Below are 14,394 nucleotides of genomic sequence, written 5' to 3'. Positions count from 1 at the left end.
AGAAATGTTTCAAAATGTAATTAGTAATGTAAAGAACTTAGTGTTAGAGCAGAAGATTAAGCCTGCAGTAGCAGTAGCTATTTGCTTAACATCAACAATCATGACAACTCTTTCTCCAGCAATGTGCGAGATTAACGGAAATTCATCAATGCAGAACTTCTTAAAGCTTCTGTTTTCTCTCTTAATCTTTGTTGGAATCATTTTGATTATTGCTGGTGCAGTATCACTTATTAGAGTCGTTATGTCAGTAGCATCTGGAGAGACAGCACAGCCAGGAACAATTGGTAGAGGCGCAGGACTTTTAGTTGGAGGAATTGTTCTTTGTGCTTCTAAGGCATTGGTTAAGGCTATCATTGGCGTAGACCCAACAACGATGACATTCATGTAAAATACACATTTTTATACCACGATTTAAGGGCATTCGTTTTAAGCGGATGCCTTTTTTTTGCGCCCAATTCGACCATGTACAACTTGGTCGTTTAAATGTGATATTTTACATAGAAATTGAAAGGAAAGAAGCCATGAAAAAGGGAGAAAGACTTCTATATGAGATCGAATATTTTAATTCCCGAAATAGGTCGATTAGCGCTACTGAAATTGGAGACTACTTTGGTGTAGCAAAAAACACTGTTCAGGATGATATCGACAGACTTAAGAATCATGGCTGTATCTTTGAAGCCACTGATGGACGAAACGGTGGTTACGTTTTAAAGTCAGCGCCATCACTTGAGCGACTGGCCGTTGGAGAAGAAAAAGAACAACTTCTAAAACAAATGATAGAAGAAGCAAAAGGGGAGAAAAAAGAATTACTTCGTCAAATGACGGAAGAGTTAGCAATTAAAACATTGGAAAAAGATAAGTAATCTGCCCCGAAACCAGGGCAGATTTTTTTATGGGGAGGTAAAGGCATATGATCAAATTCGAAAAGGCCAGAGAACTGGCCCAATCCAGAAAGGTATTGCTTGATACCGTAAGTGAGTATGACAATGCTTATGTATTCTCATATTCAAAAGGGTTGAAACTGACAATGAGTGATGAAGTGGTAGTGTTTAAGGATTCAGGATCCGTTTATACAAGAAATCTGATTAAAGATGAACAGCTTGGAAAACTGATAAGTACAAAACAAATATAAATAAAAATAACGACCTAAGGCTCAATTATTGATGCTTTAGGTCTTTTTTATCATCTGTTTTTTAGATGATCAATATAGTCATTAACGTATTGAATACAAGCCTCTGTAAAATAGCGTATAAATACATCAAATTGGAGTGTTGTCTCAAAGTGATACACAATAGGAATATTGGCATTTTCCGTGTAATTAACACATTCAAGCTTAAGTTTTTGAGCCTCAATGTGTGTAAATAAAGGTATTTCTATATTATCATTAAACATTTGAAAATCCCAAAAAACGCCATCATGGACAACTTGATTTCTAATGAATTTGATGATTGTAAGGATATCACTCATAGTGAGATCGGAATGCCCAATAGCCATATCATTAGATGCGTAATAGCAAGCAGTTAACTCGAAATTTCCGAGGATATAATTATTGGCTGCTTCGCTAAAACAATCCACGAATAAGGAATAGAATAAAGGGTTGTTCTTTGTCGTTCTTTTATCTAGAGTACATAAGGATTCCATAGCAATCCTTAGAAACAATAGTCTTAAACCAGTTCTTGGAGGATATATTTCCTCTATTCTCTGTGATAATGTCACGAATCGCTGTATTTGATAAATCATTTGGCGAGGAATTCTATCATCGAAATCCATTTCATAAACCGTATCTAAAAATGTCTGTAGTTCATTTTCATTTTTAAAATAAGGTAAATAAAAGGATTTTAATTCTGCCTCAGCTAGTGCTATCAATTTTTCCATTATTTAAATCTCCCTGCAACCAGATTTTGTACACTAAATAATTTCTTTGTCCAATTTTAACTCTAGGTATACCAAAACTCAAATTTTGGTCCCTTTTATATGCAGGAGGAAAGAAGAATGGAAAATATCATTTTTGGAATTGACCATGGAAATGGAAACATGAAGACGGTCAGACAAAGCTTCCCTTGTGGATTCAAGATGCAGGAGACAGAACCATCTCACTTGTTCTCAAAAGACATCATTGAATATCAGGGTAAGTTCTATAGCCTGACTACAAACAAGTTTGCATACCAGACAGATAAGACTGCTGATGATAAAGCACTAATTCTTACCATGTTTGCCATGGCAAAGGAATGGGAAGCCCGCTTGAAGGAAAAAACGCAAGATTATGACTTCAAGAAAAACTTCTCAGGTCTAAATGGAAAAGAAATAGTTTTGGCTCTAGGACTTCCACCAGCTCATTTTGAAAAGCAGCATGTGGCATTTAAGAAGTACTTTGAGGATCACATGAAAAATGGAATTAACTTTAAGTACAACGGTAAGTCAATAATGGCATATCTGAAGGATGTAATTGTGCTTCCTCAGGACTATGCTGGAGCAACCATCATGATGGGAGATGTGATCAAAGAGAACAGCACTGTTTATTGCATCGATATCGGCGATGGAACAGTAGACATGGTAGGACTTACAGATGGAATGCCAGATAAGGACACAATGCTGAGTCGAGAAATGGGTATGTCAAAGCTAAGAGGACAGATTATTGATGATGTAATCAATGATTACGGAGTAACACTTGATACAAAAACAGTTGATGGATATCTGAAAGATAAGAGGCTGCCACTTCCTGATGACATTAAAGAGCAGGTTGAGAACCGAATTGAGCAGACTACAGCTGAGTTTACTACAGAACTTATCAACCAATTACATACCAAGGTTGCTGACTTTAGAGTTTATCCATCAATTTTCTTAGGTGGTGGCTCAATGGTTCTTAAGGAATACATTGAAAAGTCAAAGATGTTTGGAATTACTCATTACATTGACTCAATCTCAGCTAATGCCATTGGATATGAAAAAATCGCTGAGGCGCTGGTTAAGTAGGTGGCACATGACAAGGTTTTATTTTGAAGTTGAAGATGAGGAAGTAATCAAGTTTGTTAAGGCATTAAAAAGAAAGAGAAGTGCAGTTATAACACAGCTTATCTATCAACTTATGGAAGAAAGTGATGAGTACCTTCCTTCATGGCTGATTGTTGAAACAGGTTGTACCAGCAAAGTTGGCCAGAAGAAGGATACAAAGCCAATAAGTCAAAAAGTAGTACCACAGGAAAAGAAGGAGGAAGAGCCTAAGACAGACAATGCATCTATAGCACTTGCAGGTCTTTCAGGCTTTGGATTTTAAATGATAAGAATTAGTAAATATAAGATTTTGGCATTTACTTTTTTTGCCATGACAGCCTTCTTAGTTGTTTCTCTTGCCTTTGCTATTCCTGATCCATTTACAGAAAAGCACATCATGAGTGGCCTTATCAGTGACTGGATTGATGACATGTTCAAGGGTCAGACAGTAGGAGATATTAAAAATCTTCTCTACATAGACTTTGACACCATTAAAAATGGGTCAGTCACTATAGCAGCCAATGTTGGAAAGACTGGAAACGCAAGTGGTGGAATGACAATAAACATGGCAGTAATCCCAAAGCTTTATAAGATATTTCAAAACCTGGGAATCATGGTAATGATTATGTACTTTGGAGCAGGTTTACTTGAAGAGCTTTCCTTTAACCAGATGTACATAGAAAAGATGATTAAGAAGTTTGTATTCCTTGTTGTAGGAGTAGTTCTTATAAGCCAGGCTATGGAGCTTGTCTATGGAATAGCCAACATTGGCTCAGCCATAGTCCTTAAAGCTTATAACGTGGCTACCTCCACAGGCTACAACACTCCAGCTTTGGATGATGTAAAAGCAGAGATATGGTCAGACATCTATACAGTCAATCCTGATGCCAGTGCCATAAAGCGTTTACTTCAAAACATGGCAGATCTTGGAGTTCAGGTAGGCTATGTAACCCAGATGTTTATTCCATGGGTTATCAATAAGCTTTGCTGGGTGCTTTTACAGGTAGTATGTTGGTCAAGATTTATAGAGCTAACCCTTATGGCAGTGGTAAGTCCTATAGCTTTGTCTGATATAGCAAAGGGTGATGCCAATACATCAAATACAGCTCGTGCCATAAAAAATGTCATAGCACTTTCAATGTCAGGCTCAATTATCTTGCTTGCAGTAATCATTGGTTCAAGCATTCAGGCTTCAATTTTTGCAGAGGCTGTAACAGCAAACAACTTTGGTTCCCTTTGCTGGGAGCAGGTAATTGTAGGAATAGTTCAGGTAGGTGTCTGCTTTAGAGCTAATGACATAACTAAGACTGCATTAGGTATAGCCTAAGAAACTAAGTTAAGGAGGATCAGATGTTAAGTGTAGATATTGAAAAGGAAATAAAACAGGAAAACAAGATTCTTTTAGGCTTAAGCATGAGAAAGTTCATATGTGTTCTAATAAGTCTTCTTATGGCTATATTGTTTGCACTGCTGTTTTCAATGAACTTTTATGTAAGCATTATTCCTTCAATGGTGGTTGGCGCCATAGCTTTTGCCTTTGGATGGATTAAGTTTGATGGAGTACCAATGGAAGAGTTTTTGTTTAAAAAGATAAACGAGGCCTTTTATGGAACCAAGAAAAGAACCTATAGAACAAAGAATGCTTACGTGACTCTTCTAAACAAGGAGTATGCAAGAAGAAAGCAGATTGACTTAGCTAATAAGCAGGTTAGAAAAAGCCTTAAGAAGCAGAAGAAATCAAAGGTTAAAGAGAATTACATAAGATGAATATAAATATATCAACAACACAAAAGACAATCAGAATAAGTGGTGTATATGAAAAATACGGTCTTATTGAAACCTCAAAGGGACGCTTCGTAAAGATTTATAGACTGGGAGATAACAATTATCTTACAGCCATGGAAGAAGAGCAGGCCCAGATTTACGAGGGATACAGAAAGGTTCTTAATTCCTTCGGTTCAAATGTAGATTTTGCCATCACAATATTTAACAGAGCCATCAATGAAAACGAAGTATCTGAGGATGTGCTAATTAAAGAGGCTGGTGATGAATGGGATTATCTGAGAAAGCAGATGAATACCATTATCCTAGACCGAATCAAAGAAGGTAAAAACGGAATTGTAAAAGCTAAGTACCTATCTGTTTCAGTAGAATCAAAGACTCCAAAGAAGGCTTTTGATGAGTTTTCAAGAATAAGCAACGATTTAAATAAGTCATTTGAAAAGATCGGCTCATTTGCAATCCCCCTGACACTTCCTGAGGAAATAGAAATTCTCTATGACATCTTTAATGATGATGACACATTTTTGGTTCAAACCCATAGAACAGTAGATGATAAGGGCCAGCTTAAGGAAGAAAAGAGCTTCGACTTTGAAAACATGCGCTCCCAGGGTCTTACCATAAATGACCTTCTTGCGCCATCATCTTTTACCTTTGAGCCAAGGTATATGACCATGGGCAATAAGTTTGCAAGAACATTAAGGGTGACACAGCTTCCAAGCAGGCTTTCAGATGAATTTCTTACAAACGTAACAGATATGAATTTCAGTCTGCTTACAACAATAAACATTCATCCAATCTCTGCAAAGCAGGCAGACGCTCTGGTAGCAAAGAACCTATCTTTCATCAGAGATGAAAAGAAAAGAGCTCTTCAGGCAGGACAAAAGGCAGGTATCTATGATGACTCATACGTGGATCCAAAGATTCTAGATAGAGAAGCTGAGGCTCTGGCTCTAAGAGATGCTATGCATACAAGGGATGAGCATCTTTTTGAAACAAGCATTACAGTAACAATCTTTGCAGAGAATAAGGAACAGCTTGATGAGTATACAGAGACCATAATCACTGAATATAAAAAGGCTGCGGCAACTATTAACGTAATGATTAATCAGCAGGAAGAGGGCTTTAACTCAACACTACCTCTTTGCAACAGCCAGATTAGAGACAGAAGAACACTTACTACAAGTTCAGCTGCTATCTTTATTCCATTTTCAACACTGGAATTAAACGATAAGTCAGGAATCAACTATAGTTGTAACCTGATTTCAAAGAATCTTATTGTCTATGACCGCATGAGTTCCAACAACTTTAATGGATTTGTGTTAGGTAGTCCAGGTTCTGGTAAGTCATTTATCAGTAAGGTTGAGATGCTTTCAGTATTCTTAAAAACCAATGCTGACATCATCGTTATAGATCCAGAGGATGAGTACACGGCCCTTGCAACCATGCTAGGTGGAGAAGTAATAAAAATCATGCCTGATGGAAAGAGCCATATAAATCCTCTCGAGATTGTAAACAGCTATGAGCTTGAGGATGAAACAAATCCTGTTAATGCAAAAGCCGACTTTGTTCTTAAGGTAATGGAATGTATCTTATCATCCCCATTTGGTATTGATTCAATTCAGCAGACCATCATCGATGAGTGTGTGCAGGAGTTGTTTGAGCCATTTGTAGTAAACGGAAGACTAAGGGACATTCCTGAAGATGAGATGCCAACCCTTACAGACCTGCAGTTTTTGCTAGCCAAAAGAAGGGAGCCAGAAGCAAGAAGTCTTGCCATGGCACTAAAGCTTTATACAGGAAAGGGATCTCTTAACACCTTTGGTTTCAAAACCAACGTAAAAACAAGAAGCCGCTTTGTTGTATATCAAATCAGGGATATCGGTGACCGACTTAAGTCTCTTGCCATGCTTACAATCTTAGATCATATCTGGAACAGAATTGTAACCAACAGAAAGGTAGGAAAGAATACCTGGTTCTTTGTAGATGAGATCTATCTATTATTCCAGAATGAGTATTCAGCTACATTCCTAAATACTCTTTTCAGACGAGCCAGAAAGTACGGAGGAGTTCCAACGGGTATTACTCAAAACGTATCAAGCTTGCTTGAAAGTCCAACAGCAAGAGACATGCTTCAAAACTGCTGTTACCTGGCCATACTTAGCCAATCTGGACCTGATAGAGAAAGGCTTAGGGAGATTTTGAATCTATCTGATACTCAGGTTTCTTATATAACTAATGCTCCAAGAGGACAGGGGCTTTTGTATACAGGGGCGAACCTGGTGCCATTTTATTCAAGGTTCCCTAAGGGTAATGACATATATAAAGCTCTTACATCAGACCTTAAGGAAATCAAGGCCTTTGAGGAAATGGAAAAAAGAGAAGAAGTCAGAGCAAAGAAAGAATTAAAAAGACTTATTTAAAGAGGTAGCAAATGGATAAATTTATAGATTACGTAGAGGGGACAAAACTGTTTACAGAGTTTTTTGCGAACCTGCCAACCCCTCTTAATAACGTATATTTTCTTATCTTAGTTGCAGGCATTGTTGTAGTAATGCTGTTTTCAAATTTTATAGACATGATCTTTGTAAATCTAAGACATAGGCAGATTGTAAAGAAGGCCGCTGAAAAGCCTGTAGAAAACAACCCTGTTAATGAGAATGTTTTGGGCTTTATGGCTGCCATGCAGTATGCCTTCATGACTAAGCAGAAGCAAAGGGAAGATGTAGTAAATATTGAAGAGCAGCCTACAAACTTTATTGAGCAGAAAGAGTCCTACTTTGAAGCAACTATGAGAGAGCAAAGACAAAAGGATCTAAGAAAGAAACAGCTTTTTGAGCAAAAAGAGGCAGCCCGTATAAAAGCTGAAAAAGCAAAGTATGAGCTTACAAAGGAAGAGGAATTATTGAATGAAAGATAAATCAATGGAAGTGAAAACCAGACAGGTAAAGGAATTGATTGCAGAGCGTATGGTTGGCTCCGTGAGATTTCTATTTGAATGTTTCCTTGATACTACTGAGGTAGATGTGTCTGTATCAAGAGAGGGCACTGAGGTAGTAACAGAGGTAGATAAGCAGAAGTATGCCATGGAACCAGCCAATGACTTAAAGGAACTTCTGAAGAAGCATACAACACTTTCTAACATTGAAAAGAAGGAGTATGGAGATAGAGAGGCCATGAAACTTGTATTTACAGTGCTTTTAAATCTCTACGCAGGTGGCTACATAAAAGATGAGGTATTCCGTCAGCAGGAAATGCTGAATGTAATCAAGAAGAAATTAAAGAATTATCAGGTGGTGGGTAATGCTTACGCAGTTGTCTAAAGCTTTAGAAACCCTTGATGCTACAAATCTTGATAGATACATAAAAATCGTAGTTAATAATCCAAATCTTGGGGCCTTCAATCACGCATATCTATTTAATCAGGGAAACATTGAAAAGTACGTGCTTCCTGAAAATAGCATTGTTGAATTGGGCAAGCGTTTTACTGGAGTAGAAGGGCAAATCTTCCTTCCAGTCTTTAAGGAAGAAATGACTTTTGCCAGAGCCAAAGTGAAGGAAGTCAGACCGCCAAAGAAATCGGATGTGGGCATTAATCATCTTACAAGATTCTTTCAGGTGTTTGGTATTACTCCACGCCCTACAGAGCTTTTATGGGATGGTAGATTTGGCCACTTTGATAAGGGAAATGGTGAGGCCTACATTGCAAAGAACGTCTATACAAGCCAGTTCAGTGATAAAGGCATGATTAATAGGGCAGTGCTTGAGATATTAGCAGAACTGTTTGCTACAGAAGAAGAGGTAGAAAATAGGGATTACAACAGGCTTCTTGTATATATGGTTCTTCTTAATGAGGGATATTATCCATCAAAGCCTGATATAGATATGGCTTGTCTTAAGGCCTTTCTTAATGAAGAACGATTGATGGACCTTTCTTTAATATTAAAGCGTTGCCACTATCTGACAGAAGGAGTAGTCCTTGATTTTGAGGAGATAATGCTTCTTAGGGCACTGATGAAGGAGGATAAGAACGAGACTTTAGGTCTTTTGGAAAGAATAGAAGCCACTACCCAAGCCCAAACCATGATTAAAGGCCTAAGATATAAGCTTATGTCTTCTGATGATGCAGCTTACATGGAACTTTACATGGTAAAGGAAGCTAAGAAACTAAGACTTCATCAGGACTATAAAGGATTATTCGATACAAAGAAATACTTTAAAAACCTGGATAGATAAACCTTTAAATACACATAAGCAATACTATGCGCATAAAAAATATAAATTATATAAAAAACATAAATAAAATATGTATTCATACAAGTGCGACGTTTTTAAATTATAAAGCTAGATATCAGAAAGAAAGGGGCCAAAAGTTTGGATCAAAATGAATTCTTAAATGAAGTCAAAGGCTTAGATGAAGATGGCAAGTCAAAAGCTCAGGTAGTAGTGGGCATCATGGATGTAGTTAAAAATGAAATGATAGATACTGTCACATCCTTCTACGGCATCTTGGATGTGGCCATAGTACCAGACCATAACTCAGCCTTTGAGCTGACCTTTAGCGATAGTGGAGATTATGAGTTTGTTCAGCTGACAGGACTTTTGGATGAGTATTTTAGTCTTGTATCAAAAGCAAACTCAAAGGCAGAAATCCCACCACTTTTAACACTTACAATTATGCCTGCAGGAGATATAGAAAACTATCTTACTGTGGTAGGAGCCATGTATTCCTATAAGGCATCAAGGCCTTATGAAATACCAAATGGCATTCACTTTATAGCACCTACAGAAAATATTGAGTTCTTAGGGCTGGATGAAGATACAGTTAACACTCTTCTTGATGAAATAGACGAGGAAGAGTTTTTTGAAGAAATGGAAAGAGGTAATTAATAATGGAAAACAAATCAACAAATCAGACAATGTCAAAGAAGATGACAGGTATCGTAGCATACTTTTCATATATAGGATTTATCCTTGCATACCTATGCGGTGATAGAGAAGGAGCAAAGTTTCATTTAAACCAGGCATTAATCATTCATTTAATCTCTTTGGTAGGATTCCTTCCTTATATAAGAATGGTAGTAATGCCACTTGCAACTATCCTTTGGTTTATAGGTTTCATCTACGCAACCCGTGAAGAAGAAACAGAAGTACCAGTAGTAGGCAGTATCAGACTACTCAAATAAGTGACATTAAAAAGACAAGAAATTTATTGACAATTTGCTTGCGTGATAATAAAATTTGAAATTGTCGCGCTATATAGTTTTGTAACGTTTGAAGGAAGATAATTAATGAAAGGAACATTACTCGATAACATAGTAGCAGCCATGGAAAATAATGAGCTGCAGGCATATTATCAGCCACAGTATAACCCAAGAAAAGGAGTCATCGGCGGAGCCGAAGCACTGGTTCGCTGGGTAAAGCCAGATGGCACCATAGTACCACCAGCAGAGTTCATCCCAGAACTTGAAGAAAAAGGCCAGGTAAGTATAGTAGATTGGTTTATAACAGAAGAAGCTTGTAAAACCATCAAAGAGCTTGGCGATAAAGCAATAAAGATAAGCGTAAACTTCGGAAGAGAGCACGCTAAGGATGAACACTTTGTAGAAAAGCTTGATAAGATGGTAGAAGCGTATCATATTGATAAGAGTTTGCTTGGTGTAGAGATTACAGAATCTGATGTAGTAGCTGAAAAAGAAGATGTTATCGCCTGGGTTCAAAGAGTAGAAGCAGCTGGATATACAGTATCCATTGATGACTTCGGCTCAGGTATGTCGTCCCTTTCATTTGTAAAAGATGTTCCTGCAAAAGTATTAAAGATAGATAAATCCTTCTTGGAGGATAACTGCCAGTCAGAAAAAGGAAGAATCACACTTGAATCCGTTTTCTATATGGCACACAGACTTCGACTTACAACAGTGGTAGAAGGTGTAGAAACAAAAGAGCAACTTGATTTCATAAACACCTGCGATTGTGATTATATCCAGGGATACCTGTTCTCAAAGCCTGTACCACATGATGAATTTTTCAACATGTGTACTAATGAAGCTCCTGTAGATGTAGACTTCTTTGATCCATTTGCATCCCAGACAGCTTTCGGTCAGGTAAGAGCACTTATAGATGCTGTCTATAGTAAGTTCCATATGGTAGTATTTACAAATCTAACAAGAGATAGCTACCATGTGATGAAAAGAGAAACCTTTATGAATACACTTCTTCCTGAAACAGGAAGCTATACTGAAGGATATAAGTATGCCAGAAGTATGTGTAAAGAAGAGGATGTTGATACTTTAGATAAAGCATTTACAAGAGAAAACCTTCTTGAAGCATATGAAAGAGGCGAAAAGTCAGTTGTAAGAATAGTAGGTCAACGTACTGAAGAAGGAGAATATCATAAAGTAGCCTTTGAAGATTACTTTATGAATCATCCAGATAGTAATGATGTGTTTATGGTTTCCTTTATTCACTACGTAGACTTTAGTGATGATACTTATGTAGGCACTGTAAGATTTGGATATTAATTAAACCCCAAGGCTAGCCAATAATCAAATCCAACAGTTCCTGGAGGAGGTAAAACAAGAGAAGACCTCCTGCTAGAATGAATTAAGCGATAACTGATATATATAAATATAAGATCAACAGCCCCTGTTATCGGCATCCGATAATAAGCAGGAGGTCTAGGCCTGTCAAGAGACCGTGGAATAAACCAATGGATTTATGCCGCGAAAGCTCTTGATGGGCCGTTTTTATTCTAAAGAACTGTTTCAATTCTTACTCTAAATACTTATAATGAGAAAAACATGTATTTGGCATTCATAGAGGGGGATTAAATGGATATTAGAATAGCAACAAGTAAAGACATAGACACCTTGATGGATATCCGTCTTGAAATGCTTCGAGTTGTAAACCATATGGAAGAAGACGAACCGTTTAGTGAACAACTATTAGAATGTAGTAAAGACTATTTCTTAAATGGTAACCAAACTACTTGTCTAGTTTTTGACGGTGATAAAGCTGTTGGTTGTGCAAGTATCTCTTATATAGAAGTAATGCCAACCTATTCTCATCCGACGGGAAAAAGAGCACATCTTATGAATGTATATACTAATAAGAACTACCAAAGACAAGGTATAGCAAAACAGATGGTAAATCTGCTTATAGATGATGCTAAAGAAAAGCATGCCACAGAAATAAGCTTAGATGCTACAGACGAAGGTAGACCATTGTATGAAAAACTTGGTTTTAAGGCATCTGAGGAATGTATGGTAATGAGTATATAGTAAAAAAGGAGAGACAGTAATATTTAATATCGAAGTCGAAGATTAACATGAATACGAGGGGGAAATAATGACAGAAATTAAATGTTCAGAAGACTATTCTACTATAAAGGATTTATTCGTTGAGTATTCTAGGATTAAAGGTGCTGAAGGATGCTTTGTTTCTTTTGATAAGGAACTTGAAGATTTGAAAGGCTTTTACTCAGGTGGAGCCATATTAGTTGGCTACGAGGATGAAATACCTTTTGGATGTATAGCTATTAAGATGGTAGATGATAATATTTGTGAAGCAAAGCGTCTATATATCAAACCTGAATTCAGAGGAAATGGCTATGCTAGAATCATGCTTAATTCTATGATTGCTCAAGCTCGTGAATTAGGATATAAAGAAGTTTGTTTTACCACCAGACCCGATGTAATGGAGGTTGCTTACAAATTGTATAGGCGTATGGGCTTTGAAGAAACCGGATATGAGAATGGTATAGCATCCATGAGAATTAATTTGTAATACAAAGTAAAGGAAATACTCTATGACAATAGAAGAAAAGGCAAAGCTCATAATACAGGATATTAAAGAAGAAACCGGAATTAATCCTGTAAAGATATTTAAAAGAATGGCATCTAAAGATTACATTAGTATGCATGGGCCAGAACATCATATATTAGATGGAGCTTGTGTTTTAGTAGCATACAATAATGCAGGTGGAAATATAAACCTAGATGAATGTCTTGAAAGACTAGTATCTGAAGGATTAAAAATGCCAGGGGCTATGTGTGGTCACTGGGGTATCTGTGGTGCTATTACATCTATTGGTGCAGTTCTTTCTATATTAGATAAGACAGGACCTCTATCTGATGATGGTACATGGGGAAACCATATGGCTTATACTTCTGATGCTATTGGTGAACTTGGAAAGATTAATGGTCCAAGATGCTGTAAAAGAGATGCAATGATAGCATTTAAACATGGCATTGAATATATCAATAATCACTACGATGTAAAACTAGAATACGAACCACAGACTTGTGAATTTCACAGCATGAATCAACAATGCATTAAAGAAAAATGTCCTTTCTATGAGTGAAAAAGATATAGCACTAGGCTATAATAAATGTTGAATTTAGGAGAGGAGGTCTTGCGTATGAAAAGACGTCAATTCCTCCACATTGTGGAGGCCTAAACTCGACATTGCGGGTTCAAGCTAAGCTTATCCGCTAAAATATATAAGGCTGCAAGGAGTAATCTTTGCAGCCATTTTCTTAACGGGGTGTGGCTCAGATGGTAGAGCGCTACATTCGGGATGTAGAAGTCGCGCGTTCAAATCGCGTCACTCCGATTGTTAAAACATTAATAGTGGAGCGAGGTAACTATGGCAGAAATCGATAGATTAAAAGAAATAGTAGAAACACTTAGAGGTGAAAACGGTTGTCCTTGGGATAGAGCTCAGACTCATACAAGCCTAAAGCCAGAAGTAATCGAAGAAGCTGCTGAGGTTGTCAGTGGAATAAACATCCTTGATAAAACGGGTGATGCAGAAAACCTTAAGGAAGAGCTTGGTGATCTTCTCCTTCAAGTAATGTTCCATTCTGTTATAGCAGAAGAGGAAGGCCTGTTTACATTTGATGATGTAGCAAAGACTGTATCTGAAAAGATGGTCAGACGACACCCTCATGTCTTTGCTGGAGTAACCTATAACTCAAAGGAAGAACAGCATGCAGCCTGGGAAGAAATAAAGAAGCGTGAAAAGGCAGGCAAGGAATGGTTTGCGGATACTCTTCCAGAAGCTTTTGAGGAAGCAAAAGAACTTATAGAAAAGGCAAAAGAGCGAAAGGGATATAAGTAGTAATGGAGATTATATTAGTAGATGAGAATGAGCCATATTGGGATAAGCTGATAGCCTTTTCAAGTAAGTGCTCATGGTTACCAGGTAAAAAATTAGCTACAAGAATGGAAAACGGTGACTTTAAAGATGACGAGCAGATATTTGCAGCGATTGAAAATGATGAGATCGCAGGATTTTGCGTTTTTGAAGAGAACGGATATATTCCACCTGAATATAATTACCACCCATTTATAAATCTAGTATTTGTAGATGAATCCTATAGAGGCAAAAGAGTTTCAGAAAAGCTAATAGAAAAAGCCCTAAGTTATGGCAAAGAACTAGGATTAAATAAAGTTTATCTAAAAAGCGAACATCGTGGCCTATATGAAAAATATGGATTTAAAAAGATTGCAGATTTTAAACCTATTGTAGGACTTGCAGATCAGATATTTGAAAAGGCTTTATAATATATAGAAAGAACTCAGAAATGGAAATTAGAAAAACAGTAGAAGCTGATGTACCTC

20 protein-coding genes and 1 tRNA gene are annotated in these 14,394 nt (G+C 37.2%); 20 read left to right on the top strand and 1 reads right to left on the bottom strand.

What is annotated here, in order from left to right; translation table 11 throughout:
* Positions 1 to 4 precede the first annotated feature (4 nt).
* The 3 genes from CRN97_RS12945 to CRN97_RS12935 all read left to right on the top strand — a co-directional run bounded on the left by CRN97_RS12945 (position 5) and on the right by CRN97_RS12935 (position 1,132).
* Positions 5 to 388 carry a hypothetical protein gene (locus CRN97_RS12945; protein ID WP_097077150.1) on the top strand — a complete coding sequence of 128 codons (384 nt, stop codon included), beginning with the start codon at positions 5 to 7 and terminating at the stop codon, positions 386 to 388.
* Between the two features lie 133 nt (positions 389 to 521).
* On the top strand, positions 522 to 863 hold the full coding sequence (locus tag CRN97_RS12940) for an HTH domain-containing protein (protein WP_179670756.1): 342 nt from the start codon (positions 522 to 524) through the stop codon (positions 861 to 863).
* Positions 864 to 910: 47 nt separating this feature from the next.
* Entirely contained in the window at positions 911 to 1,132 is a 222-nt protein-coding gene (locus CRN97_RS12935) for a hypothetical protein (RefSeq protein ID WP_097077148.1), read from the top strand.
* Positions 1,133 to 1,182: 50 nt separating this feature from the next.
* On the opposite strand, the gene CRN97_RS12930 is transcribed toward CRN97_RS12935, so the two are convergent.
* Entirely contained in the window at positions 1,183 to 1,875 is a 693-nt protein-coding gene (locus tag CRN97_RS12930) for a hypothetical protein (RefSeq protein WP_097077147.1), read from the bottom strand.
* A 117-nt stretch (positions 1,876 to 1,992) separates the two neighbouring features.
* Here CRN97_RS12930 and CRN97_RS12925 point away from each other — a divergent pair, with 117 nt between their 5' ends.
* The 17 genes from CRN97_RS12925 to CRN97_RS12845 all read left to right on the top strand — a co-directional run bounded on the left by CRN97_RS12925 (position 1,993) and on the right by CRN97_RS12845 (position 14,337).
* Positions 1,993 to 2,973: a ParM/StbA family protein gene (locus CRN97_RS12925; RefSeq protein ID WP_097077146.1), complete on the top strand. Its 981-nt coding sequence runs from the start codon at positions 1,993 to 1,995 to the stop codon at positions 2,971 to 2,973.
* Positions 2,974 to 2,980: 7 nt separating this feature from the next.
* A complete protein-coding gene (locus CRN97_RS12920; RefSeq protein WP_097077145.1) occupies positions 2,981 to 3,274 on the top strand; it encodes a hypothetical protein in 294 nt (97 codons plus the stop codon).
* On the top strand, positions 3,275 to 4,318 hold the full coding sequence (locus tag CRN97_RS12915; RefSeq protein WP_097077144.1) for a hypothetical protein: 1,044 nt from the start codon (positions 3,275 to 3,277) through the stop codon (positions 4,316 to 4,318).
* Positions 4,319 to 4,341: 23 nt separating this feature from the next.
* Positions 4,342 to 4,758, top strand: a complete 417-nt coding sequence (locus tag CRN97_RS12910; protein WP_090394428.1) for a PrgI family protein — start codon at positions 4,342 to 4,344, stop codon at positions 4,756 to 4,758.
* Positions 4,755 to 7,193 carry a VirB4-like conjugal transfer ATPase, CD1110 family gene (locus tag CRN97_RS12905; protein WP_097077143.1) on the top strand — a complete coding sequence of 813 codons (2,439 nt, stop codon included), beginning with the start codon at positions 4,755 to 4,757 and terminating at the stop codon, positions 7,191 to 7,193. The genes CRN97_RS12910 and CRN97_RS12905 overlap by 4 nt, the downstream gene beginning before the upstream one ends.
* A gap of 11 nt (positions 7,194 to 7,204) precedes the next feature.
* Positions 7,205 to 7,690: a hypothetical protein gene (locus CRN97_RS12900; protein WP_097077142.1), complete on the top strand. Its 486-nt coding sequence runs from the start codon at positions 7,205 to 7,207 to the stop codon at positions 7,688 to 7,690.
* Positions 7,680 to 8,093, top strand: coding sequence for an ATP-grasp domain-containing protein (locus tag CRN97_RS12895; RefSeq protein WP_097077141.1), 414 nt, complete (start codon positions 7,680 to 7,682; stop codon positions 8,091 to 8,093). The genes CRN97_RS12900 and CRN97_RS12895 overlap by 11 nt, the downstream gene beginning before the upstream one ends.
* On the top strand, positions 8,074 to 9,006 hold the full coding sequence (locus tag CRN97_RS12890; protein WP_097077140.1) for a hypothetical protein: 933 nt from the start codon (positions 8,074 to 8,076) through the stop codon (positions 9,004 to 9,006). The genes CRN97_RS12895 and CRN97_RS12890 overlap by 20 nt, the downstream gene beginning before the upstream one ends.
* Positions 9,007 to 9,144: 138 nt before the next feature.
* On the top strand, positions 9,145 to 9,660 hold the full coding sequence (locus CRN97_RS12885) for a hypothetical protein (RefSeq protein ID WP_097077139.1): 516 nt from the start codon (positions 9,145 to 9,147) through the stop codon (positions 9,658 to 9,660).
* Positions 9,661 to 9,662: 2 nt separating this feature from the next.
* Entirely contained in the window at positions 9,663 to 9,956 is a 294-nt protein-coding gene (locus CRN97_RS12880; protein WP_097077138.1) for a hypothetical protein, read from the top strand.
* A gap of 105 nt (positions 9,957 to 10,061) precedes the next feature.
* Positions 10,062 to 11,291, top strand: coding sequence for an EAL domain-containing protein (locus CRN97_RS12875; protein ID WP_097077137.1), 1,230 nt, complete (start codon positions 10,062 to 10,064; stop codon positions 11,289 to 11,291).
* 309 nt (positions 11,292 to 11,600) lie between these two features.
* Entirely contained in the window at positions 11,601 to 12,050 is a 450-nt protein-coding gene (locus tag CRN97_RS12870; protein WP_097077136.1) for a GNAT family N-acetyltransferase, read from the top strand.
* 67 nt (positions 12,051 to 12,117) lie between these two features.
* The gene (locus tag CRN97_RS12865) at positions 12,118 to 12,555 is read left to right on the top strand and encodes a GNAT family N-acetyltransferase (RefSeq protein ID WP_097077135.1); all 438 of its coding nucleotides are present in this window, start codon (positions 12,118 to 12,120) and stop codon (positions 12,553 to 12,555) included.
* A 22-nt stretch (positions 12,556 to 12,577) separates the two neighbouring features.
* Complete coding sequence (locus CRN97_RS12860; protein WP_097077134.1) at positions 12,578 to 13,132, top strand: DUF5714 domain-containing protein; 555 nt, start codon at positions 12,578 to 12,580, stop codon at positions 13,130 to 13,132.
* A gap of 179 nt (positions 13,133 to 13,311) precedes the next feature.
* Positions 13,312 to 13,384: transfer RNA gene (locus tag CRN97_RS12855), tRNA-Pro, on the top strand.
* A 33-nt stretch (positions 13,385 to 13,417) separates the two neighbouring features.
* Positions 13,418 to 13,891: a MazG nucleotide pyrophosphohydrolase domain-containing protein gene (locus CRN97_RS12850; RefSeq protein ID WP_097077133.1), complete on the top strand. Its 474-nt coding sequence runs from the start codon at positions 13,418 to 13,420 to the stop codon at positions 13,889 to 13,891.
* A 2-nt stretch (positions 13,892 to 13,893) separates the two neighbouring features.
* Positions 13,894 to 14,337, top strand: coding sequence for a GNAT family N-acetyltransferase (locus tag CRN97_RS12845; protein ID WP_097077132.1), 444 nt, complete (start codon positions 13,894 to 13,896; stop codon positions 14,335 to 14,337).
* Positions 14,338 to 14,394 lie beyond the last annotated feature (57 nt).

Source organism: Pseudobutyrivibrio ruminis DSM 9787 (genome assembly GCF_900218035.1).
GTDB lineage: Bacteria > Bacillota > Clostridia > Lachnospirales > Lachnospiraceae > Pseudobutyrivibrio > Pseudobutyrivibrio ruminis.
Note: the sequence above shows the minus strand (reverse complement) of the source record. Positions and strands in the feature narration are given on the sequence as shown.

Excerpts from the sequence above, each read along its gene's own strand:
- CRN97_RS12945 (WP_097077150.1), top strand. The coding sequence starts at position 5 with ATGTTTCAAAATGTAATTAGTAATGTAAAGAACTTAGTGTTAGAGCAG.
- CRN97_RS12940 (WP_179670756.1), top strand. The coding sequence starts at position 522 with ATGAAAAAGGGAGAAAGACTTCTATATGAGATCGAATATTTTAATTCC.
- CRN97_RS12935 (WP_097077148.1), top strand. The coding sequence starts at position 911 with ATGATCAAATTCGAAAAGGCCAGAGAACTGGCCCAATCCAGAAAGGTA.
- CRN97_RS12930 (WP_097077147.1), bottom strand. The coding sequence starts at position 1,875 with ATGGAAAAATTGATAGCACTAGCTGAGGCAGAATTAAAATCCTTTTAT.
- CRN97_RS12925 (WP_097077146.1), top strand. The coding sequence starts at position 1,993 with ATGGAAAATATCATTTTTGGAATTGACCATGGAAATGGAAACATGAAG.
- CRN97_RS12920 (WP_097077145.1), top strand. The coding sequence starts at position 2,981 with ATGACAAGGTTTTATTTTGAAGTTGAAGATGAGGAAGTAATCAAGTTT.
- CRN97_RS12915 (WP_097077144.1), top strand. The coding sequence starts at position 3,275 with ATGATAAGAATTAGTAAATATAAGATTTTGGCATTTACTTTTTTTGCC.
- CRN97_RS12910 (WP_090394428.1), top strand. The coding sequence starts at position 4,342 with ATGTTAAGTGTAGATATTGAAAAGGAAATAAAACAGGAAAACAAGATT.
- CRN97_RS12905 (WP_097077143.1), top strand. The coding sequence starts at position 4,755 with ATGAATATAAATATATCAACAACACAAAAGACAATCAGAATAAGTGGT.
- CRN97_RS12900 (WP_097077142.1), top strand. The coding sequence starts at position 7,205 with ATGGATAAATTTATAGATTACGTAGAGGGGACAAAACTGTTTACAGAG.
- CRN97_RS12895 (WP_097077141.1), top strand. The coding sequence starts at position 7,680 with ATGAAAGATAAATCAATGGAAGTGAAAACCAGACAGGTAAAGGAATTG.
- CRN97_RS12890 (WP_097077140.1), top strand. The coding sequence starts at position 8,074 with ATGCTTACGCAGTTGTCTAAAGCTTTAGAAACCCTTGATGCTACAAAT.
- CRN97_RS12880 (WP_097077138.1), top strand. The coding sequence starts at position 9,663 with ATGGAAAACAAATCAACAAATCAGACAATGTCAAAGAAGATGACAGGT.
- CRN97_RS12875 (WP_097077137.1), top strand. The coding sequence starts at position 10,062 with ATGAAAGGAACATTACTCGATAACATAGTAGCAGCCATGGAAAATAAT.
- CRN97_RS12870 (WP_097077136.1), top strand. The coding sequence starts at position 11,601 with ATGGATATTAGAATAGCAACAAGTAAAGACATAGACACCTTGATGGAT.
- CRN97_RS12865 (WP_097077135.1), top strand. The coding sequence starts at position 12,118 with ATGACAGAAATTAAATGTTCAGAAGACTATTCTACTATAAAGGATTTA.
- CRN97_RS12860 (WP_097077134.1), top strand. The coding sequence starts at position 12,578 with ATGACAATAGAAGAAAAGGCAAAGCTCATAATACAGGATATTAAAGAA.
- CRN97_RS12850 (WP_097077133.1), top strand. The coding sequence starts at position 13,418 with ATGGCAGAAATCGATAGATTAAAAGAAATAGTAGAAACACTTAGAGGT.
- CRN97_RS12845 (WP_097077132.1), top strand. The coding sequence starts at position 13,894 with ATGGAGATTATATTAGTAGATGAGAATGAGCCATATTGGGATAAGCTG.